We start from the raw sequence: 22,846 nt of genomic DNA on the forward strand, positions 1-22,846 counted from the left end.
AAAACCAAGCGTAATTTATCTAGTAAGAGTAAAAAATGTAATAGGACTATTTTTTACCATAATCTTGTTAAAATTGAGGAACAATATAATAAAATCACCTCATAAATTGCGATTAAATAAAACAAAAAGTTGGTCGAAAGTATCAATGGTATGTATAAAATATATTTAGTGGCGGTGGGTTTCATGTTTGGATGCAGTCAAGTACCTGTAAAAAACGAACAAGCTCAACTTTTAAATAAAAATACAAATACGCTTTTACCCTTAACATTATCACAAAACGAAGAAGATAAATGGACTTTAATATCGGAATTAAGTGATGAGTTTGATAACAGTGTATTGGATTCCAATAAATGGTTTATTCAAGGAAAGAACAATGAGTATCATTTATGGAAAGGAAGTGCCCCTGCCCAATTTAATGGAAGCAATACTTACCTTAATAATGGCAAGTTGGTTATAGAAACAAAATGGGAACCTCAATTCGATTTTTCTCAGGAAAAATTTAATGGCAGATCCTATGAGAACGTCACCACAGGCGGAATAGTAAGTAAAAATAAATTTCTATATGGATATATGGAAATTAAATCGAAAGCGGCATTTTCCACAGTGAGTAGTTCATTCGGTGGTAGAAATAAAAACTCTGAATTTGAACTATTCGAACAAGTGGGTGACCCAAAGTTTTATAAAAAGAGATCTGACAAACATTACAATATGTCGATCTACAGTTTAGAAAACAGCAGCGATTTAAACAAAAAGAAGATATTTAATTATCCATTAGAGGCCACAGATAGCATCAGTAAATTTCATGTGTATGGCTGCGAGTGGGATGAAAATGGAATTAAATATTTTGTTGATGGACAATTGATTTTTGAAGCGGATTACGATGATTTAGGCAACAAAGATCTTCTCACTGAACCTATAGAACTATGGGCAAATGCAGAAACTGTCCCTTATTTTGGTTTACCCTCTGAAAGCGATCTCCCTTCATTTTATGAGATCGATTATATCAGAGTATGGCAAAAGAAAGAATTGTAATCACCTATTTATGATTAGTCATAGAATCAAATACATATAGTTAGTAATAATAGAATCATTTCATTTCAAAAAGATTTAGACGTAAGTGTCTAAGAAGATTAAAAAAAGGCATCCAAATTGGATGCCTTTTTTTGCTATATGGTATTTGAAATTTATTGCTTCGTTCATAAACTTGAAGTACACATCATAATGCTATTTTGGCTGTATTGCCTTCCCATCCTCTATTGAATTGTTCCATTAATTCTGCAACCAATTCAGGATTTTGCTCGGCAATATTTACTGTTTCTTTAGGATCTTTTTCGTGATCGTATAATTCGATAAAAATCGGTTCAGACGTTTTATCTCTACGATCTCTCCACACGACAAAATTGTAGCGTTGCGTCTTCATCGAATAGCCCATAAGGTAGTTCTCGAAGAATTCTCTATCCCACTTATCACCCATCACATTAATGATTCTTTCTTCCACATCTTCGATTAATGGACCGAAATACGACTCACGCATACCTTTTGATAATGGATTCGCTGCCCACTCTCTTAAAGCTGGCGTTGGGAAAAGGGAGAAGGCCGCTGACTTCCATTCCATAGCTGGATTTTCTAACAATGGAGCGAACGATTGTCCTTCTAAATGTGAGGGTTTTTCTAAACCTGCTAAATCACACAATGTAGGATACATATCCACCAATTCTACCAAAGCATCGGACTTCATGCCTCTGCTTTTATCATTTTGATTGGGCGTCCAAACCACTAACGGTACTCGAGTAGATATATCGTAGTTCGTTGCTTTTGCCCAAATGCCCATTTCACCTAAATGATATCCATGGTCAGACCAAAGCATCACGATAGTATTGTCCAACATGTCTTTTTCTTCCAATGCCTTCAATACTTTACCTACTTGTGCATCGATATAACTAGCGGTGGCTAAATAACCATGCTTAAGTGTACGTGCTAAACTATCGGGAAATGCTCCGTATTTTGGAATATTCGAACGTACTCTCATTTCGAAAGAAGCATGCAATCCCATTGGTGCTCCGTTTAATGGACCTGTATGTTGATTGGATAAAGTGATTTTATCCTCATCGTAAAGATCCCAATATTTTTTTGGTGCTAAAAAGTCTAAGTGAGCCGCTACAAAACCCAATCCCAAGAAGAGAGGCTTATCGCCATCTTTGTGCTTTTTGATGATGTCGATAGCCATATCAGTGTTTACTCCATCGATATAAGCGTTGTCTTCTACATCAACACACTCGTAGGCAGGCCCCATGCCCAAACCATGTTGTTTTTTGTATTTCTTCAACATCTTTGCCTTGTTTTCCGCAAAGATCTTTTTGTTGTCCGGATCTACGTATTGCTCTACCAACGTTTTCACTTCGTAGGGTAAACTTGCATAATCAGGCTCTTTCGACCATGATCTTCCCGGATCGTTGTATTTTCCATGATACACTTTACCACAATTGATGGTCTCATAGCCATTGTTTTTGAAGTGTTCAGGTAGTGTTAAGATATCTGGATTTTCGTCTCTAAAATAAGTGTAATTCTCAATTACGTTAATCGTTTCTGGACGAGCCCCTGTCATTAAACTAGCTCTTGATGGACTACAGATGGCTTGCTGACAATAAGCCTTATTAAATTGTAATCCTTGACTCGCCAATCGGTCGATGTTTGGAGTAATGGCTAGTTTAGAACCATACGTTCCCATTTCTGGACGAAGATCATCGAATGAAATAAAGATGACGTTTGGCTTTTCTAATTTGTTTGATTTTTTGCTTGCTACTTTTTCATTACAAGAAAAAATTGTGAAGAGTAAGCAAGGAATTAATATGAATTTATATTTCATTTATATTTTCATTATTAAATTCCCGTAGTGACGTTGCAATGCAACGTCACTACAAGAATATATTTCTACACTTCTTGGGGAACAGTAGAGTAGTATGCATTTGCAATGGCTTCGAAGTGTGCTTTCAATTCATCCGCTTTATCTTCTGCCATCAAATGTTTAGGGAATAAAGATCCTCCCATACCTACACCGTATGCTCCTCCTTTAAAAAATTCGGCGATGTTTTCTACACCAACACCTCCTGTAGGAAGTAATTCAATTTCGTTTAATGGTGCTTTCACATCTTTCATATACCCTACTTTAAACTGAGTATAAGGGAAGATTTTAACTGCTGTTGCACCTGCCTTCCACGCTTTATAGATTTCTGTAGGCGAAAATGATCCAGGGAATACCGGAACATCTAAAGACTTACATTTACGAATAACTTCTTCGTCCAAGATGGGTGTTACAATAAATTGAGAGCCTGCCGCTAATGCTTTTTCAAGATCATTTAAATCGCAAACTGTACCTGCACCTACATTAATTTCAGGATATTTTTCGGCCACATAAGCAATCAAATCTGTCGCTCCTTCTGAGTTCATTGTGATTTCTAATGTGGTGAATCCAGCACCAATGTATAATGGAACGATTCTGTCGATCGTCTGTTTGTCAATTCCTCTAAGGATACCTACAACTGGTAATTCTCTAAACTTCTGCGCTGAAAAAGTACTCATTTTCTATATAATTTTTTAAGATTAATTTCTGACCGTTTATCAATGAGTATTCTAGAACTCCGTCTTCAAAAGTTTGGAAATCTACCCCTTCTATTACCTTCAGTGCCTCGGTATATAATAGTGATAATACACCCGAAGCCGCCATCTTAATCGGTAGTTTCTGATCCTTCAAATAAGAAAGTTCATCCCCAATCAATAAACCGCTCAAAAGGTAGAAGTTTGATGTTTTTATTTCTTCCTCAATTTTACCCAAAGCTGACTGATTCTGTACTTGTTTAGCTCGAATGGAAAATAAAGAGCTTGTTAGCCATCCATTTATGCCTTTTCGAACGCCTTCAACGAAGGATTTCTTGGCTTCATCGGTAAAATCGACCTTCTGAATAGAGTCTTTTAATATGCTTTGTGAAGAAATCAACTCGAACAATTCGCCGGTCATAAACGTCCTGAATGTTTGATATTGTCCCTCACTAAAAAGTAAATGCTTACTGTGGGTTCCCGGAAGTAAGAGATAACAATCTTCCTCTAAAAATTCGGTCATTCCTAACGCTTGCACCTCTTCTCCTCTCATGACGTCCTCTGTTGTTTTCACTCCAGAAATCAATAAAAGATCGATGTTTTCCGTTAGTTGTAACTTTTCAATATTTAGAGATTCATTCTCAAAAGGAACTTCTGAATAGGATAATTCTTTAAGCCCAATCGATGAAGTAATCATACCACAAGCGACAATTACTATTTGCTCTGTTAAATCTGTTACTTTAGTAAGTTGGGAAATCAGGTACTCCGAAAAATAAGCTTGCTGATCTTCACTTTCACTTGATAGAAACTGTTGATACAACTTCTTCACTCCCATCTCCGTTTTGTGCTCTTTGATCACTTCTAAAGTATCAAAATCAATCAAACGGATACGGAAATTGGAGGTCCCCCAATCACAACTTACAAAATGTTTTGGCTGTTTCATTCGTTCTACTTTTTTAGGTATTACCTACTACCTACTACCTAATCTAAAGCTTTCTAGAGATACGCTTTAGTACCAAGTAGTCATCCAAAGCGAACTTCGAACAGTCCATACTAATACCACTATTCTTCACTCCTAAGTGAGGCAAATTGATATCGTATTTGACTCCATTCTGTTGAACTTCTCCAAATTCCAAAGCCATAGCCACTGTTTCCAACAGCTCTTCGTCTTCTGTGAAAACATAAGAAGCTAAACCAGCAGTAGAATCATTCGATAGCTCAATCACTTCCTCCAATACATTGAATTTCATTACAACGCAAACAGGACCGAAGACCTCATGCTGAAGGATATCTGCCTGACGGTTTTCCATCTCGATCACTGTTGGAGCAAAGTAATTTCCTTCTCCTTCAATCTTATGTCCGCCTGCTAGGATCTTACCCCCCTCTCTCACACACTCATCAACAAAGTGTTGTACTGATTTCACTTGTGCTTGATTGGCTAAAGGTCCCATGTTGATACCTTCTTCTTGGTAGAAACCTAATTTTGCTGTCTTTGCATTATCAGTTAGCTTGGTGATGAACTCATCATACACTCCTTCCTGAATGAAAAATCTATTTGGTGCTACACATACTTGACCTGCGTTTCCTCCAAACTTGATAGCATTGGTGATGCCCAAAGCATCATCCATATTGCCATCATTAAATAGAATGAATGGAGCATTACCTCCACATTCCATTGAGTATCTTTTGATGGAAGTCTTTACTGATTGTTCGATTAGTTTTTGGGCAGTAAATGTAGAGCCAATCATCGTAATCAAACGAGGTATTGTACTCTCACACAATGGGATTCCCACATTTTTACGGTCACCACAAAGTACTGTAATCACACCTTTAGGGAAACCTACCTCGTGGGCTAGTTCTGCTATAATTAATGAGGAAATGGTCGATGATTCTGATGCTTTGATCACGATCGAACATCCTGTAACTAAAGCTGGACCCAACTTAAAACCAAGGTTTAATAATGGGAAGTTCCAAGCTAAGAATGCAGCAACCACACCTAATGGTTGATACACCATTCTATGAGAGTGAGTACCCGCACGGTCGTCGATGGTAAAGTTCTCCTTGATTCTCATTTCATGGGCATAGAATTCTAAGGAATCCGTAATACTCTGAAGGTCTTCTCCTGATGCCTCCCAAGTTTTACCCATTTCATGACAAACTGCTTCTCTCAAACGATCGCCGTTCTCCAGCATCTTTTCACGCAGTTGAAGTACTTTTTCCAAACGCTCTTCTAGTGGAGTATTTGACCATACTTTGAAACCCGCTTCTGCTGCATCCAAGGCACGAAGTGTATCTTCTTTTGTCGCTTGAGCGATTTCACATATTGGCTGATTGTCGTGTGGACATAAAGCCATAAATGTATCACGGTTGGAGCCATCTACGAACTCACCGTCGATATATAGTTTTTTGCTTCCGAATTTAAGCAAACTCTTTTCTATTGTCGATTGCATATTTTTCTAGGAATTCTTCGTTAACATCTACACCTAAACCTGGAGTGTTAGGTACTTTTATTTCACCATTAATCACTTCAATACTTGGGATAGTAACATCGTCTCTTAATGGATTTTCTGTACGATCCAATTCAATCATTGGAGCGTCCATATACATTCTACCTGGGTTTTTATCTAGATTACCTACAAAATGCACCGCTGCACTTATGGCTATCCAAGTACCCCAAGAGTGAGGAACAATATCTTTATGGTAAGCTGATGCCAAAGCAGCAATACGTTTGGCTTCTGTCAGACCACCTGTGGCTGCAATATCAGGTTGGGCAATGTCCACACAATCGTTATCAAACAGTCGTTTGAAACCGTGTTTATGATATTCACACTCACCACCGGCAATAGGAATAGTTGTGTTCTCCTTCAGCTTTTTGTAACCATTATAATCTTCTGGGTGAACAGGTTCTTCGAACCAGCCAATATTCAGATGCTCAATCTTTTTCGCCAATTCCAATGCTTCTCTATAATTGTAAGCATGGTTGGAATCGATCATTAATTTCACATCATCACCCAGTGCTTCTTTAAGCAGGTTCACATAGTGCAAGTCTTTTTCAAGACCCAAACCTACTTTCATTTTTGCTGCTTTAAAGCCACTTCTTTTGTAGAATTCAGCTTCTTTTCTTAGATCATCATCCAAGGTTGGTGAATCTGTAAAATAGAAACCTGTAGCATAAGGATTGATGATTGGATTTTTCACACCTCCCAAGAGCACGGATACAGGTTGGTTCAACACCTTTCCTTTACAATCCCAAATGGCTAAATCGATGGCTGAGATAGCCGCGTTAAAGATGCCACTTCTACCAAAATCAAGTGATCTTAGGTACATCACTTGCCATATCTTTTCGTTTTCCAAAACGTTCTCGCCAATCACGAAAGGCTTGAAAAACTCTATCCCCTGCTTGATCATGTCCGCAGGTCCATAACCTTCTCCCCATCCATAAGTTCCGTCTTCCAAGGTGATTTTCACCAAACAGATCTTACGTGAAGCGTAATGCCACTGAGAAAAGAAAAACGGCGTTTCCAGGTCTTGTGACAATACATAGGGTTGAATATCTATTATTTTCATTTTCTTATTTTTTAAGCATTCGCATACCCCAACACACAGATCGCAAAGATTAACACACCCAAACCACCTAATAATATCTTAAATGGTCCACTTGCATTTTTCCACTCACCAGAACGGTATCCCCATACATTACTCACGATTAGAGAGATACCCAACATCATTGGCCAACCGACTACTGGGCCTAAATCGCCCATGGCTGCCGCACCTTGACCGTATACTCCCAAGGCTGCAAACCAGAATAAACCAGCGGCTATTGACCAGAAATATGCTTTCTTGCCTCCTGCTACTTTAAAAGATCCAAAAGTGTTATTTGATGCCATTTTGAATAAGGCAAAACCTGCATTCATAATGTAGGCACCGATAAGTACCACTACCCATGCTACCAAACTAGCATCGGTTGGATTTGCTCCATATTTCGTTGATGCCAATTCGGCTACCGGTAAAGCATTAGAGAACCCTACATTTAACAAAGCAGATAAAACACCACTTGTAACAGCAATAGCAACACCCGTCTTGATCGATTTTTTTGAAGCTGTTTTTGGAGGAGCTGCTACTAGCACATCTCCATCTTCCTCTACTTCTTCTTCAGCAACTGCATTTTGTACTTTATCTCTTTTTACCCCGGCTATGGCAGTAATACCAACACCCACAAGTAAGAAAGCTACACCTACTAATACTATATTAAAATTGGCGGGTAGTTCTTCCATTTGGAACATCGGAATCAAAGAGCCTACCGAAGCCGCTAAGCCCATCACGATTCCATATGTGATACTCACTCCTGTGTATTCTACTGATACACCGAATAGAATACCGCCTATCCCCCAAAGGAAGCCAAATAACATCGCCATAAATAAGACATTAGTAGCTGTCTCAGAGATAATTGTAAATGTTTCTGGCACTGCGATGTAAGACCAGACCATTGGGAAAGCAATCATAGCAACCGTTGCGTGAACGATCCACCAATTCTCCCATTTAACAGGAGCGATATGTTTCATTCCTAATCCAAATGTACCCTGAAAAAATGAGGCACATAAGATCAAGACAATAGCTAAAGTATTCATTGTTGTTTATTTATAAGCTCAACTCAGATGAGTAATTGATTTAATACCTAGAAAGGACGTTGCAATGCAACGTCCCTACTAGATTATAAGTTATTCCAGATCACTGGTAAGAAAACAGTCATTTCTGATTGTCCTCTGTTCGACCATGAGAAGTAAGGAACCATTTTGATTTTGGCGTCTTTAAAATCTGGTTTGCTTACTTTAGAGTACATACTCGACTCAATCTTATGATCATTTCTAATCAACATAGGTGCTTCAATTGTAGCCACACCTCCTAATAATTCTTTATCGTAGTTTACTTTAAAATCAGATCCACCTTTCACATAGATGTCTAAGATCTTAGTACCTTGAGGTAGATCAGGTGTTTCCACACAGTATACAATTGGTCCGCGTTTAACAGCAACTTGGTTTCTCGCTTCCTCTACTAACGGATTGGCCTCTACTAAAGTCACCTCCATTGGCATATCAATCGTAATGATGTCTCCTTTCTTCCAAGTTCTATTAATTACTGCAAACTCTCCCGCTTTCACTTTAGCATCTACAGCTTCACCATTCACTTTTACAGTTGTTCCGATTGCCCAATCTGGAATTCTGAACATCATATCGAATGGCTTTTTCTTTGCTTTCTCTACAGTGATGTTCACTAGACCTTCCCAAGGGTAATTCGTTACTTGGTTTAAAATCAAAGTTGATCCATCTTCTAATTTAGTTTCTAATCGGTTTCCTCCGTAAAGATTCACTGATATCCCATTTTCAGATAGACTGTATGCCCAGTTTGACGATTTTGCTACCGTTCTCACAATGTTTGGAGGACAGCAGAAACATTCTAAATAGGGTTCTCTATGAGGAGTTTCTGTATTTGTATTCGATTCACCATACTCTCTAGCACCATCCACCATTCTTAATGGATTAGAGTAGAAGTAGTCTTTACCTTCGATCGAAATACCTGATAAACCAGAGTTGAATAATACCAATTCCATAATATCAGCATATTTAGATTCACCGTGTAAGCCTAACATTCTGTAAGAGAACATAGAGTTACAAACGTTGGCACAAGTCTCGTTATATGCTGTTGTGTTCGGCATCATGTAAGCATCGATAAAACCTTCTTCAATTTTATCCTTAGAAGTCGATGCACCATAGTGTGCCTGACCTACCGCACCTGTAACGTACATTTTCTTGTCTGTTACATTTTCCCAAAGGCGATCCAACGCATCTACTAATGCTTTTTCACCTGTCTCTGCAGCAACATCGGCCGCACCTGCGTAGTAATATAATGCCAATACAGCGTGACCTACTGCTTCTTTCGACTCACGAAGTGGCACTCTTTCCTGTACCATATCACCGATAGGATACCCAACTGTTTCTGGAGTATCTTCAATTTTATAAGTACCTCTGTTATTGATAAACGTCTCCGCTAATTTCAAGTACTTCTCATCGCCAACAGTTCTGTACATTTCTACCAATCCCATAATTTGAGTTTGGTTGAAACCAAAACGACCGTATCTTCTTTCGCCAGTACTGAATACAGAATACAAGTGGTCTGCATGCTTAATAGCGATATTTAAGAAGTTATCTTGTCCTGTAATTCTATGGTGAATACAAGCCGACGTTAATAAGTGACCTGTATTGTACATTTCGTGGTATTTACGGTTTTCGTAACGATCCACTTTATCGTTTAATTGCACTTGCGTTTGTAGGTATCCGTCTTCAGCTTGTGCTTTAGCGATGATCTCGATGTAATTATCGATTTCCTTTCTTAGGTTTTCATCACCGTTTTGAGCATAAACATACATTGCCGCTTCCATCCATTTGTAGAAGTCACCGTCATGCCAACGCATCCCTTTGTGCTTCCCATCTTTTAATCCGGCTGCAATTTTAAAGTTGTTTAAGGCATGTCCAACCTCACCAGTCAACACCTCACCCATATAAGGAACCATTGCGTGTTCAGCGGTATGGAATCTGTCTGCCCAAAAACCTTCTGTCCATTTACAATCTCCGATATTAATGGATTTTAGCTCAACATGCTTCGTATTTTGTTGTCCAAGGATACCCTTGTTTTCTTGTGCTACCGACGATGTACTCACCATCGCTGCTGCACAAATAACTGCAAGTAACTTTTTCATTTCTATTATAAGAGTTATTGTTAATTACCTATTTCGAATAGCTGCCTTAACAAATTGAATAAATTGTATTTTTATTGTTTGTTCTGTTTAATTCTATTGATGTGTTATCTAGAATTATCTACAACACAAAATTAATTTGAGACAGTACGAAGCGGGTTTCTTTGCATTAAATAATTGTTGCAATGGGTAAAGGGGTGAAAAATTGATAATGAAAATTTGGGCTACCAATACAGCCTATTCAACAGAAAATCATGGTTTATGATAGTATAAAAGTGATTTATTTAGATATACTAAGGGGGTTTTTATACTGTTTTTTATGTAACTATCCGTTTTAACTTAAAGTCACATCATCGTTTTTCTCATTTTTTATTGGTGATGATTTTTTTGGTGATTTTTTCTCGATGATCATCAAATAATCTGGAAAATTGTACTATTTCGATACTTAGAAACACATCACTCCTACCCACAAACTACTTGATGTTCATTTCTAGTCTAGTCTTCCAAATTAATTTTCTATCCTCCTTCCCATCGATTTTTTGATATTTACTTTCAACAACATCCTTTTGATCAGCAACACTCACAAAACTGATTTTCCCCACGATATTGGCTACGAACAAAACAAACTAAAAAATGAAATTGAAATTCTTATTACTCATCGTTTGTGGCGTTTCTTTATTCTCTTCATGTAAACACGAAGTAGCACAGAAAAAGAAGCCCAACATCTTATTTATCTCTATCGACGACCTTCGACCGGAGATGAGTTCCTACGACAACAGTATGGCCATTACGCCTAATATCGACAAGCTTTCGAAGCAAGGAACACAGTTCAACAGAGCCTATTGTCAGCAAGCCATTTGTAGTCCGTCTAGAGCTAGTTTAATGACGGGTGCTCGTCCGGAAACCATTAACGTAATCGAGAACTATACGTATTTTAGAGACGAGAATCCCGATATTATCACGCTTCCACAACACTTTAAAGACCATGGTTATACTACAATTAATTGTGGCAAAGTGTATCATGCGAAATACAACGATCCAGGTTTATCTTGGTCTGTGAAGCCTGATAAATCCTTAATTAAAAATACTTTAAAAGGACTTGTTGGTGGATATATCGATCCTAAGAATCAAGAGATCTTTAAGAAGAATAAATCGGCCATGATTAAAAAGTATGGCGATAAGGCAAAATACGGATTGGGATTAGGTCCAGCTTTCGAATGCATGGACGTTCCCGATAATCAATATATCGATGGATACGTGACTGATTTAGCAATTGCGAACATCAAAAAGATTGTTGAGGAAAATCCTGAAAAGCCTTTCTTTATGGGATTGGGATATATCGCCCCTCACCTCAACTTTATTGCTCCAAAGAAATATTGGGATTTATACGACCGTAACAATATCAAATTGGCAGAAAACAATACGGCTCCAGAAAACGGTGCTGCTATGGGATTACATGCTTCTTTTGAGCTAAGAACAAGAGCCAATATTCCAAATAAAGGTGATATTCCGGATAGCTTGGCTTTAGAATTAAAACATGCCTATTTAGCCACTTCTAGTTATGTAGATGCTCAAATTGGAAAAGTATTGGACTTCCTTAAAGAAGAAGGATTATTGGAGAATACTATCGTGATGGTTTGGTCGGACCATGGTTACCACTTAGGCGAAATGGGTATTTGGGGGAAAGCAACTAACTACGAAATCGCTACTCGTGTTCCTTTAGTGGTTTGGAGTCCATTCCAAAACGATAAAACTAGAGGACAATCATCAAATGCTCTGGTTGAATTGGTAGACATGTACCCTACTTTGTGTGATATGGCCGGGTTGCCAAAGCCTGAACATTTGGAAGGAACATCATTTACTCCATTATTAGGTCAACCAAACTTACCATGGAAAGAAGCGGTGTTTAGTCAGTTCCCAACGCCTGCATTGAGAGAATGGGCGGCGAATCCTTTATCGGAAGGAATGAGAGAAACTTATTTTGGTCCACTCATCGAAGAGGTGGAGCAAGAAATCAAAGATCAGATGAAAGAGGAATGGGATCGTGCCTTGTTCGAAAATGATATTATGGGGTACAGTATGCGTACCAATGACTATAGAATGATCGTTTGGAAGAATAGAAAAGCACCTCATGAAGCACCTATTTTTATCGAACTATTTGATCATAAAAACGACCCAAAAGAAACTAAAAACATTGCCGATGAACGTCCTGAACTAGTGCAACAACTTATGCTACAATTTGATAAAGGATGGAAAGGAAATGTGCCTCAACAACAATCATAAAAAGGTGAAATGAAAAGAAGAGATTTTTTTAAAAACGGAATGCTCGGTGCTGCGGGGCTGGGCATTCTGGGTGCTTCAGAATTGGAAGCCAAAGACAAAAAAGGAAAGAAAACCGTCTTGAGCGATCGAAGTAAAGATCAGTGGACGGACATGAATGGACATCAACAAAAAGTGCCTCAGAGAATGAAGGCCAAGACTTTCGATGTCGTGGTTGTTGGTGGTGGACTCGCTGGAATTTGTGCAGCTGTGGCAAGTGCAAGAGAAGGTGTTAAAACAGCTTTAGTGCAAGATCGTTCGGTGTTAGGGGGCAATGCTTCAAGCGAAATCCGTGTGTTGGTGAATGGTGTAAATCACTTGGTACCCGATTGGATTCCCGAAAGAGAGACAGGAATTATTGAGGAACTATTACTGCAAAACCGTTTTCAAAATCCACAAGAATCTTTCCCTTATTGGGATCACGTATTGTATGATTTTGTGGATAGAGAACCCAATTTGGAGCTGATCTTAAACACTCAGGCAATACATGCGGAAATGTCGGGGAATACCATCAAAACTGCCGTTTGTTGGCAAAATACAACAGAAACGGAGCTTCATCTCTCCGCCAAACAGTTTATCGATTGCTCTGGCGATGGTCTGCTTGCTGCCAAAGCGGGTGCAGAATATAGAACGGGTCGAGAGGCCTCTCATGAGTTCAACGAAAAATATGCCCCTAAAAAGGCGGATGGTTGGCAAATGGGTACATCAATTCTAATCCATGGCAAAGACTATGGAAAGCCAATGCCTTACACACCTCCTTCTTTTGCTATTCCATTTACTTTAGAAGGATCACATCCTAAACGTAAAGTGCAGTCGTATACAGAGGGATATTGGTGGTGCGAAGTCGGTTCGGAATTCGACATCATAGAGGATCAAGAGGAAATGCGTAAAAAATTGATGGGCTATGTACATGGCATTTGGGACTACATCAAAAACTCTGGGGAATATCCGGATTCTGCCAACTTTGCTTTGGATTGGATCGGATCAGTTCCTGGTAAAAGAGAATCAAGACGTTTCATCGGAGATCATATTCTAAGTGAAAGAGATTTAGTCGATCACAAACATTTCGAAGATGCTGTCGCTTTTGGGGGTTGGTCGTTGGATGAACATAACCCTGGCGGATTGGAAAACATGAAAGAACCACCGAGTTATTTCCACAAGCAATTCAGCAAAGTTTATGAAATCCCCTTCAGAAGTTTGTATAGTAAAAACATCAATAATTTGATGTTCAGTGGCAGGAATATTAGTCAAACGCACATTGCCTTATCTTCTACAAGGGTAATGGCGACTTGTGCTTTGATGGGACAAGCTACAGGAACAGCCGCTTCGATGTGTATCAAAAAGAAGACTTCTCCAAGAGGTATTTATCAAAAATATATGAATGACCTTCAGGATATTTTATTGATGAATGACGCCTTTATTCCTAATCGTCCATCCAATTTAAAGAACGATCAGTTTAAAAAAGCCAATAAGATAATTGCTTCTTCGACCGCATCAGGTGATGTCGAATTGCTAAAAGACGGTTGGTCGAGAGATCTTCAAAAAAGTACTAACCACTGGATGTCGAAAGGCTTGCCCGCAGAAGTTCAATGCGAATGGGATGAAGCGGTCGATCTATCGTCGGTGATCATTAAGTGCGATACAAATGTGAAGGTAAACATTATGATGCGACATGTCTACAAGAATAAAATTTATACGGATAAAGTACCCCCTGAAATGCTCAAGTCGCTCTCATTAGAAGCAAGAGTAAATGGTAAATGGGTCGAATTAGGTGATGTCGACAACAATCAAACGAGAAGAATATGTTTTGAGTTTGATCAAATAAAAACGACAGGACTTAGAATAAAACTGAAAGAAACTTATGGTGCAGTTGCTGCAAAATTGTTCGAAATCAATGCACTAAGTTAGCTAAAAGTAAAATCAGTAAGCAGATAGTTAAAGGCAGTTCAATTTGGGCTGTCTTTTTTAGTTATCAAATCAAAAGGTAGAGCATAAAAAAACCATCTCAGTAATTGAGATGGTCTTAAATTGATATCAAAATGAACGATTAGTTGAATACCTCATTATCATTAGCGATCACCATATCATCGATAGTATAGCTAAATAATTCGCTGTTGACTAATGTATCAGGTGTTCCGTATTCAACACCTATAATTCCACCATCTGAGTCAGTTAAATAACGCTCAAAAGGAAAATGAATTAATGTATCTGAGTAAGAGGTAATTCTGATGATTCCCTCTGCCTGTGCAGGTTGTTCCGCATCTGTATAAGAAAGATTAATTTGATAATCCATAATGTCTACATTCGGCATCACCATACTGTCCTGAGACGCTTCTTGTTTTACCGTATAGTACATCGGACCATTAAAATCGTTGATCTTATAGGTAATTTCTTTGTCCGTTCCGGTTACATTATTTGAGTAATCTTCTATCGTATGATTTCTCAAAGTAAGATCTGTGATGTAGGAAATTTGTAAAGGTTTTTCCTTGTACAAATTAAAGCCGATCATGTTCAATGCCGAAGGAAAAGCGGTAGTACTTTTTATTTCGAATACTTCAGTTTTACTGATAGGTGCTCCTACTTCTGGATGAATATCTTGACAAGATGTTTGTACTATAGCAAGTACAGCCACCCATAAAATATGTCTTAGTTTCATAATTGTATCATTTATTAAAGGAGTGCTCCAACGTGAGGAGTTATAAATCACAGGACGTCTTTTGATAACGCCCTGTGTTTTCCTTTATCTATTAAGGTCTTAATTCAATGGCTCTTACCACGATATTGTCGATGTAGAATTCCAATCTTCCTGTGCTTGGTACTGGCGTGTCAATACCAAAGAATACTTGTCTTCTGTTACCATCTTTATCGAAAGTAATATGTTGAGTTACAGTTACCCACTGTCCTTTCTCAACATCAGATAGATCTGGAGTCAAGAATTGTTTATCATCTGAGTTAGATAAATCTTGGAAGTTAGTCTCTAAACCGCTAGTAAAATCAACGCCTTCAGGGATATAAATATCGAAAGTGAATTCATAATCACCTGCTGGGTTTTTCATACCGTTATTGTTAGGTCCTCCATTATGCACATTATGAATACTGAATAATTGAGAAGCGCCTTGAGTTGCTCGATCTTCAATAACTAACGACATAGATGCATTTCCTTTTGATGCTTTATCTGTTGTACGTTTCCATAATCTTCCTCCTACAACTGAATTATCAACCCACCATCCGGTAGCGAAAGCATCTTGTACATTTACACCTTCTAATTCGAAGTCAATCATTTCTGGATTCTCAAACTCATTGGTAGAGGTGATGTACATTTCTACTTGCTCTGTATCAAATGCATCTAATACATTTCCAGTAGCTGATCTAATATCGCCATTACCATCATAAGAGATGAAAATCTGATCAGAGTTATATGTTTGCTCACCTACTGTAAGTACTAACTTCTTGTTGTTCGATGGATCCACTTCAACTCTTGATATTGACGAGGCAGCATCGTGTCCACTTAAGTTTTTGATATGTACTTTGAATGAGTTCGCTGCGTTAGAACCAATTGATGCTACAGGAATTGATGTTTCGAAAGTGATTTTCTTCGCACTGTTTTCCATTAAGTCTGAAGTTTTCAATAAAGCTTCATCTACTTTTATCATCAATGGAATCTTCACTTCTGCTCTTGCTTCATCGAAGTCACCAGCAGTACGGATGGCCGCAAAAGTACCTGCTTCGAAGTAATTCAAGATTTCAGGGTAAGTGACCTCAGAAGTTTCGTCAGTATATACAGGAAGTTCCGCATTGTTTAATGTCCACTCTCTGCTATCCGTCAAACCTCTTACCGTTTTATCAACGAAAGTCAGTTTCTCATTAATTTTAAGATCCACCTTCATCCATTGATCTGTATTTGATGGAATTTCATCTCCTTCATTGAAAGCGAAGATTAACATACCGTCTTTATACACTTCGTATTGAGGATGAATTTCTGGAGCTTTCACGTTCAAATTCAGAGGTATAGTCTTTGCTATATTTTGATTTATACGTCCAGATGAACCTTGTCTGATAGTTGTTAAATTTCCAGCTCTTCCCCAACCGATTTTCATAGGAGTCACTTCAAAAATTCTTTGTTTACTTGTTTCCCCTAACCAAGATAAGTTCCACTCTCTTTCAGTAGGTCGACCAACAGTGGTAGTATCTACAAAAGTTAGCTTATCTTCACCCGCAACAAGGTTTACAGTGGCCCAATCAGAATCGTCAGATCCATCAATTACGTCTTCTGCACCAACGACACAAAGTGTATCTACTCCATTTTTTAATACATAAAAAGCAGGAGCGAGATCAGCATAAACATCAACTGTAAACGCAGTATCAATTACCCAAATACCTGTTTCCGTCTCATGAGGAACTGCTTCTAACTGTCTCGATAGACCATTATGCTTCACTTTTCTATCGTAAGTATTGTAAAGTCTCACTTTCTGATAACCTGCTTCTTCAAATAAAACATGCACAGTAATGTCTTCTGTTTTACTTCCTTTGGCATTATCAATAAATGGCGTATAATCTTCTTCTGATGCCGTAAAATCGCCTGATAGAAAATGTAGGTTATCAGTAATTTCCCATTGATGGAACAATGTTCCTTGGGAAAGGTCCATAAAAGAGATATAGTTATTAATGTTAATCTCTAAAGTATCTTTATGTTCCTCACTAATTGACCATGCAACGGCCCTCACTTTTGCTTCGTCTGGCAATTCTTCATCTTTCTTACAAGAGAAGACAATCGACATAAGCAGTGTTAGCTTCAATATATTTAATACTATCTTTTTCATAGTTCTAATCTCTAATTGTTCACCTCAGGATTGGTTGAAGTTTCCGATGTTGGGATCGGATAAAAATCATGTAAACTTGGAATGTAGTTCATCAATGCCAATTCACCATCTACAATCTTGTAGTTAGGTCTTGCAGTATGTTCCTTCTCAGGCATCGGGTGAGTATCACCACCTGGTATAATTTCTGAGTTCCAAAGGATTTTCTTAGAATTTGTTCTAGCATCTTTAAAGTGAATCACCCAATAATTCTGACTAGAAATTCTTTCATAGTTCTTACGAATCACATTCCATCGTCTTAAATCGATCCAACGTGTCATGTATCCTTCCACTGAAAGTTCCAATGGCTTTTCTACATACATTAAGTGGTCCATCAAAGAAGTAGCATCATAAGATTTACCATCATATGTTTTGCTTAAACCTTGTGATGTTCCTAAAAGAACAACACCCCAACGGTCTCTCACTGTATTGATCAAGTTTAATGCATCCTGTATCATTCCTTGTTGGATTTTACACTCTGCCAAGTTCAAATAAGCTTCTGATAATCTATTTACGATCACATTTTTAGGCGATCTGTTTAAGCCCATTGGCAAGCTTCTTTCAGAATCCAACACATCGTAATTCGAGAAGTGTTTAAAGTAACCGAATTCTGGAGATCTTGCTCCACCTGCTCTATAAGGATCCGCTTCTGATACTGAAGGTTGTTTGTAGTATGGCGTTAAATCGTCTTGTGGTAAAGCCATCATTGCTGATGCTCTCATAGAGATCATTCTATCGAAGTTGTCGCCATCGTATTCTACATTATTTCTAGCATCTAATGGGTCCACGGGATCCAATCTGTAAGCATAAGTAATCCAACCTACAGGAATTGTTTGTCTTTGTCCACCATAAATCTGAGGTGAGAAAACGGCTGCCCATCTGTTCTGACCATTCACTTCATCCCAATCGCCTAAATCTGGTCTAACTTCGTTAGAGTAAGCAATTTCTAAGATTGATTCTGAATTAAAGTCACCCGCTGTAGTAAACATCTTTTCCATGTCTGTCTCCAACTTGTAACCGTACTCATTATTGTAAATCACATCTTCGTAGTAATATGCTGCCGAATCGTAGTTGGTACCATTCACAAAATCAAACATGTAAGAGTTGGCCAACAACATTGCTGCAGTACCTTTAGTTACTCTACCTTCTGCTACATAACCTGTTGCGTTATTAAAAATAGCTGGAAGGTGGTCGTAAGCAAATCTAAAATCCTCTCTGATAAATGCTAACACCTCTGCAGGTTCAGAAGCTTTTTTGTACATATCATTTGCATCCGTCCAAGAGTCTCTAATAATGACTTTGCCATTATTGAATGCTTGATGTGCATAAAAGTGATACAATCCTCTAAAGAAACGAGCTTGTGCCATTTGCAGCATCCACTTTTCATCTTCTCTGTAATCTTCCATAGGTTCTGATTGCAAACCATGGATTACTTGATTTGACCTGAAGATAGCTGCATACAAAGCATCCCACTTTTTGTTTATCTCATTGGTCGTCTCGGTATAAGTATGCTGATAAAAAGCCAAGTATCTACTTGTTGGCGTTGGACGATCCATTCCTGGGTAGCCCAAATCTGAACGACAAGCTTCTTCTCCAAAGTTCCAGATGTAATGATTCATCATAGAAGCATACACGGCAGTTAGTCCTGACTCCGAATCGTCCAGATTCTGATAGAAATCTGCTTTCGTTGTTTCGTTTGGATTTATTTCTGTTAGATAGTTGTTACAACTAATTGCTATCAACGGAATAACGAGAAATAATATACACTTTAATATATAATTATTTAATTTCTTCATTTGTCTAATTGATTAGAAGTTGAATCTAAAACCTGTTGAGTAAAGCGCGGCAATTGGATAGTTACCTTTGTCCAAACCTCTTGATGATACCCCGTTACCACCTACTTCAGGATCATATCCTGTGTATTTTGTAAATGTTAGTGGGTTCTGAGCTCTAATGTAGAATCTCACTTGATCGATACCGGCTTTCTTTAATTTGTTCCTAGGAATAGTGTAACCTAACGTTACGTTTTTCAATCTCAAATAAGAACCATCTTCCAACCAAAGGTCTGTATCTCCTCTAAAGTTGGTCGTACCTTGTTTTAAATCACCTCTATATGCTGGAATTGGAGAATATGGATTATCAGCTGAGTAGGTATGGATCTGATCCAAGTGTCTACCTTCTGAGTAAGCCATTAACTTACTACCGTTCATGATTTCATGACCAAAAGCTCCGTACCAGTTCATCATAAAGTCCCAGTTTTTATAACGAAGATTTAGGATAAAACCTGCTTCGTATTTCGGAAGACCACTACCTGCATATACTTTATCTGCTTCAGTAATCTGACCGTCCCCGTTGGTATCTCTAATCATCAAGTCGCCCATTCTAGCAGCAGGGTTCACTTTTTGATATTCTGCCAATTTCTCTTCAGAGTTGATAATACCTTCTGTTTTGTACAAGAAGAAAGCACCTGCTTCATGACCTGTCGCATAAGCCGTCACTCTCGATTGGTTAGTAGCACCATAGATCAAACCTTGATCGGCAGTGTATACAAAGTCCTCCGAGTTCATGTTTGTGATCTCGTTGCTATTTGTAGCAAAAGTACCTGTAATATTCCAATTCAATTTTTTGAATCTACCTTTGTAACCTAGTGCCAATTCAAGACCTTGGTTCACCATGTTACCCACATTTAGTGTCACCAATTTATCGTTGTTACTTCCTGCTGAAGAACCCGCTGATGCTGGCGTGGCAATCGGGAATAACATGTCTTGTTTTGTGGTGTGGTAAACGTCTGCATTGAATGTTAAACGGTTATCAAAAAATGCCATATCTACACCAATGTTATTTTGGATGGATGTTTCCCACTGAATATCAGGGTTAGCAAATGCTGCTTGAGCAGCACCACTATACACTTGTCCATTAAAGCTATAATCAAATCCTCTTCTGATCGTTGGAAGATCGGCATAAGGTCTAAAGCTTTGTCCACCAACGTTACCATGAGATGCTCTAATTTTGAACATGTTCATTGTTGATCTAAAATCAGCGAAGAAATCTTCTTCAGAAACGTTCCAACCTACTGATGCTGATGGGAAGAACTTAAATTTGTTGTTTTCTGCAAACTTTGAGTTACCGTTATAGTTACCACTTAACGATAGTAAGTACTTGCCTTTGTAATCGTATTGTAAACGACCAATTGTACCAATGATTTTGTAGGCATAGTTAAACCCTGGAGTCACTGTTGTTTCCAAAGTTGCCGATCCAAAGCCTGGCTTATCGTTATCTACAATACCTCTTCTTTGTACAGTATGACTTTGTCCACCATACTCTTCCATTGAAGCACCAATCAAAGCAGAAACCGTATGATCTCCGAATGATTTCTTAGCGAATAAACGTCCATCCCAGCTAAAACCTGTCGATCTCTCCACTGCTTCCGAATAGTACGAATTGTTAGGGTTAGAGAATTCTTTCCCTGTTTGTTGGTTCACTACCTTAAAATAAGGGTTTAATCGGTTTCTGTATCGGTTCATAATATTACCACCTGCATTGGTAGTAAATGATAACCAATCGGTAAAATCATATTTGATACTGATATTACCAGATAAACGGTCTCTCGATTCATCGTCTTGGAAATACAATGCTTGATACAAGAAGTTGGCTTGCATTGCTTCTTGGTCCGATGCTCCTTCGTAAATATTCTTTTCAGGATCTAGTGGCGCCATGTAAGGCTTGTAGCGAATCGTTTGATTCAATAAGTTACCGCTTGGACGTTGTCTATCTTCTGTAGACAAGGCCAATGAAGTATTGATTGTCCATTTATCCGATTTGTAACTAGAACCACCTCTAAAGTTCAATCTTTCAAAATTAGAGTTGATGACGTTACCTTTCTGACCATAATAACCACCTGTTAAGTTGTAAGTAAATCCTGCACTTGAACCACCTGTTAGGTTGATGTTATATTGTTGTGTTGGTGCATAATCTTCAAAAACGATATCGTCTAAGTTATTATCATTTTTGTAGTTGTTCTTATTTCTTGATACCAACATATTGATCTCATCATCAGAAATGCCTGGATTTAAGGCTCTTTGATGTAAGATGTCGAAATACGCTTGTTCTGAGGCATTCATTAATGGAGTGTTGGTAATGATCTTTCTCACACCATAGTTACCATCAATAGACACCTTTAATTTTCCTTGATTACCTGTCTTAGTAGTAATCAAAATTACACCATTTGCACCACGAGTACCATAGACCGCACAAGAAGCCAGATCCTTAAGGATATCAATACTCGCAATTTCGTTAGGTGCTAATCGGGGATCTTCATTTTGAGGAATACCATCGACCACATATAATGGTTGGTTGGCTCCTTCTACCTCAGATAGTGTACTTACACCTCTGATTTGAATTACCGCACTCTCACCTGGAGCACCCGAAGCAGCAGTCACACTCACACCGGCTACTTGTCCTTGTAATGCATCACCTAAATCGGAAGTGGTCATTTGCTCTAAGTTTTCAGCCTTCACGTGTGCTACTGCACCCGAAACTTCTTTCTTCTTTTGCTCACCATACCCGATTTTAACTACCTCATCCAACATTTCTACTTCACTTTCTAAAGTAACATTTAAAGTAGACTGAGATTTAATAGTCACGGTTTTCGTTTTCATACCTATAAATGAAAACACTAATACGTTTCCATCTTCTACTACAATTGAAAAGTTACCATCGAAGTCGGTAATGGTACCTGTAGTAGTTCCTTGTAGAGTGACATTTACTCCTGGAAGGGGTAGATTATCGTCTTGTCCTATTACCTTACCGGAGATCACTCTATTTTGTGCATAGAGATTAGTAAAAGAGAATAGTAATAGAGTAATAGAAAAGATGATCCCTACCTTAAATTTTCTGGTTATCGAGTAGTATCCATTCATTTTTTCATTTCATCAATTAAGTTGCCTATTATTTATTGAAGCGAAAATCTTATAGAATATTAAAAAATTGTTCTTTATAAGAAGTCAAAAAATGTGTCGATTGTATTGTAATTTATTATTTCATTTCAATTTTAATTCATTTCAAAATTAAATATTAATTCATTGATTTGTCAGCGAATTTTGAAATTTTAATTCTAAAAAAATACAGATCGAAAAAAATCACTTGAACTTATAGAGACAAAGTATTAAAATTCTGATCGTTTTCATGAAATAAAAGTAGAAATATGATGAAAAATTGAGGTGACTTTAAATCAATTAAATGTTTTTTATAGTAAAAACAATTGATAATCAATTATTTAATAAGTTACTTTTAAACACTAATAGAGAAAAGAGATTTTTTAAGAAAA

14 protein-coding genes are annotated in these 22,846 nt (G+C 37.9%); 3 read left to right on the forward strand and 11 right to left on the reverse strand.

The features are described from left to right. Window positions 1-150: 150 nt before the first annotated feature. The gene (locus tag MY04_RS25280) at window positions 151-1,032 is read left to right on the forward strand and encodes a family 16 glycosylhydrolase (RefSeq protein ID WP_066215582.1); all 882 of its coding nucleotides are present in this window, start codon (window positions 151-153) and stop codon (window positions 1,030-1,032) included. Between the two features lie 184 nt (window positions 1,033-1,216). Here MY04_RS25280 and MY04_RS25285 read toward each other — a convergent pair whose 3' ends face one another. From MY04_RS25285 to MY04_RS25315, 7 genes are all read right to left on the reverse strand, one after another. Then, the gene (locus MY04_RS25285; RefSeq protein WP_066215584.1) at window positions 1,217-2,866 is read right to left on the reverse strand and encodes a sulfatase; all 1,650 of its coding nucleotides are present in this window, start codon (window positions 2,864-2,866) and stop codon (window positions 1,217-1,219) included. Window positions 2,867-2,931: 65 nt separating this feature from the next. After that, window positions 2,932-3,579: a bifunctional 4-hydroxy-2-oxoglutarate aldolase/2-dehydro-3-deoxy-phosphogluconate aldolase gene (locus MY04_RS25290; RefSeq protein WP_066215586.1), complete on the reverse strand. Its 648-nt coding sequence runs from the start codon at window positions 3,577-3,579 to the stop codon at window positions 2,932-2,934. Continuing rightward, on the reverse strand, window positions 3,551-4,537 hold the full coding sequence (locus MY04_RS25295; RefSeq protein ID WP_066215587.1) for a 2-dehydro-3-deoxygalactonokinase: 987 nt from the start codon (window positions 4,535-4,537) through the stop codon (window positions 3,551-3,553). The genes MY04_RS25290 and MY04_RS25295 overlap by 29 nt, the downstream gene beginning before the upstream one ends. A gap of 43 nt (window positions 4,538-4,580) precedes the next feature. Then, window positions 4,581-6,044 (reverse strand): aldehyde dehydrogenase family protein, encoded by a 1,464-nt coding sequence (locus tag MY04_RS25300; RefSeq protein ID WP_066215589.1) that lies wholly within the window; start codon window positions 6,042-6,044, stop codon window positions 4,581-4,583. Beyond that, a complete protein-coding gene (locus MY04_RS25305; protein WP_066215590.1) occupies window positions 6,013-7,161 on the reverse strand; it encodes a mandelate racemase/muconate lactonizing enzyme family protein in 1,149 nt (382 codons plus the stop codon). The genes MY04_RS25300 and MY04_RS25305 overlap by 32 nt, the downstream gene beginning before the upstream one ends. Window positions 7,162-7,172: 11 nt before the next feature. Continuing rightward, complete coding sequence (locus MY04_RS25310; RefSeq protein WP_066215592.1) at window positions 7,173-8,222, reverse strand: L-rhamnose/proton symporter RhaT; 1,050 nt, start codon at window positions 8,220-8,222, stop codon at window positions 7,173-7,175. Between the two features lie 83 nt (window positions 8,223-8,305). After that, the gene (locus MY04_RS25315; protein ID WP_066215594.1) at window positions 8,306-10,348 is read right to left on the reverse strand and encodes a glycoside hydrolase family 127 protein; all 2,043 of its coding nucleotides are present in this window, start codon (window positions 10,346-10,348) and stop codon (window positions 8,306-8,308) included. Window positions 10,349-10,978: 630 nt separating this feature from the next. Here MY04_RS25315 and MY04_RS25320 point away from each other — a divergent pair. Both MY04_RS25320 and MY04_RS25325 read left to right on the forward strand, forming a co-directional pair. After that, window positions 10,979-12,628: a sulfatase gene (locus tag MY04_RS25320; protein WP_066215596.1), complete on the forward strand. Its 1,650-nt coding sequence runs from the start codon at window positions 10,979-10,981 to the stop codon at window positions 12,626-12,628. Between the two features lie 9 nt (window positions 12,629-12,637). Further along, window positions 12,638-14,572 (forward strand): FAD-dependent oxidoreductase, encoded by a 1,935-nt coding sequence (locus MY04_RS25325; protein WP_066215598.1) that lies wholly within the window; start codon window positions 12,638-12,640, stop codon window positions 14,570-14,572. A 139-nt stretch (window positions 14,573-14,711) separates the two neighbouring features. On the opposite strand, the gene MY04_RS25330 is transcribed toward MY04_RS25325, so the two are convergent. The 4 genes from MY04_RS25330 to MY04_RS25345 all read right to left on the reverse strand — a co-directional run bounded on the left by MY04_RS25330 (window position 14,712) and on the right by MY04_RS25345 (window position 22,439). Next, entirely contained in the window at window positions 14,712-15,320 is a 609-nt protein-coding gene (locus MY04_RS25330) for a hypothetical protein (protein WP_066215600.1), read from the reverse strand. A 91-nt stretch (window positions 15,321-15,411) separates the two neighbouring features. Continuing rightward, on the reverse strand, window positions 15,412-17,484 hold the full coding sequence (locus MY04_RS25335) for a hypothetical protein (RefSeq protein WP_158297913.1): 2,073 nt from the start codon (window positions 17,482-17,484) through the stop codon (window positions 15,412-15,414). An 11-nt stretch (window positions 17,485-17,495) separates the two neighbouring features. After that, window positions 17,496-19,316, reverse strand: a complete 1,821-nt coding sequence (locus MY04_RS25340; RefSeq protein ID WP_084006129.1) for a RagB/SusD family nutrient uptake outer membrane protein — start codon at window positions 19,314-19,316, stop codon at window positions 17,496-17,498. A gap of 12 nt (window positions 19,317-19,328) precedes the next feature. Further along, window positions 19,329-22,439: a SusC/RagA family TonB-linked outer membrane protein gene (locus tag MY04_RS25345; RefSeq protein WP_066215608.1), complete on the reverse strand. Its 3,111-nt coding sequence runs from the start codon at window positions 22,437-22,439 to the stop codon at window positions 19,329-19,331. Between the last annotated feature and the right edge of the window lie 407 nt (window positions 22,440-22,846).

Source organism: Flammeovirga sp. MY04 (assembly GCF_001682195.2).
In the GTDB taxonomy this organism is placed as follows: domain Bacteria; phylum Bacteroidota; class Bacteroidia; order Cytophagales; family Flammeovirgaceae; genus Flammeovirga; species Flammeovirga yaeyamensis.

What these genes read in the sequence shown, in the direction of transcription:
- MY04_RS25335 (WP_158297913.1), bottom strand. Translation starts at nt 17,484, where the DNA reads ATGAAAAAGATAGTATTAAATATATTGAAGCTAACACTGCTTATGTCG.
- MY04_RS25310 (WP_066215592.1), bottom strand. Translation starts at nt 8,222, where the DNA reads ATGAATACTTTAGCTATTGTCTTGATCTTATGTGCCTCATTTTTTCAG.
- MY04_RS25325 (WP_066215598.1), top strand. Translation starts at nt 12,638, where the DNA reads ATGAAAAGAAGAGATTTTTTTAAAAACGGAATGCTCGGTGCTGCGGGG.
- MY04_RS25285 (WP_066215584.1), bottom strand. Translation starts at nt 2,866, where the DNA reads ATGAAATATAAATTCATATTAATTCCTTGCTTACTCTTCACAATTTTT.
- MY04_RS25280 (WP_066215582.1), top strand. Translation starts at nt 151, where the DNA reads ATGTATAAAATATATTTAGTGGCGGTGGGTTTCATGTTTGGATGCAGT.
- MY04_RS25290 (WP_066215586.1), bottom strand. Translation starts at nt 3,579, where the DNA reads ATGAGTACTTTTTCAGCGCAGAAGTTTAGAGAATTACCAGTTGTAGGT.
- MY04_RS25330 (WP_066215600.1), bottom strand. Translation starts at nt 15,320, where the DNA reads ATGAAACTAAGACATATTTTATGGGTGGCTGTACTTGCTATAGTACAA.
- MY04_RS25340 (WP_084006129.1), bottom strand. Translation starts at nt 19,316, where the DNA reads ATGAAGAAATTAAATAATTATATATTAAAGTGTATATTATTTCTCGTT.
- MY04_RS25295 (WP_066215587.1), bottom strand. Translation starts at nt 4,537, where the DNA reads ATGAAACAGCCAAAACATTTTGTAAGTTGTGATTGGGGGACCTCCAAT.
- MY04_RS25300 (WP_066215589.1), bottom strand. Translation starts at nt 6,044, where the DNA reads ATGCAATCGACAATAGAAAAGAGTTTGCTTAAATTCGGAAGCAAAAAA.
- MY04_RS25345 (WP_066215608.1), bottom strand. Translation starts at nt 22,439, where the DNA reads ATGAATGGATACTACTCGATAACCAGAAAATTTAAGGTAGGGATCATC.
- MY04_RS25315 (WP_066215594.1), bottom strand. Translation starts at nt 10,348, where the DNA reads ATGAAAAAGTTACTTGCAGTTATTTGTGCAGCAGCGATGGTGAGTACA.
- MY04_RS25305 (WP_066215590.1), bottom strand. Translation starts at nt 7,161, where the DNA reads ATGAAAATAATAGATATTCAACCCTATGTATTGTCACAAGACCTGGAA.
- MY04_RS25320 (WP_066215596.1), top strand. Translation starts at nt 10,979, where the DNA reads ATGAAATTGAAATTCTTATTACTCATCGTTTGTGGCGTTTCTTTATTC.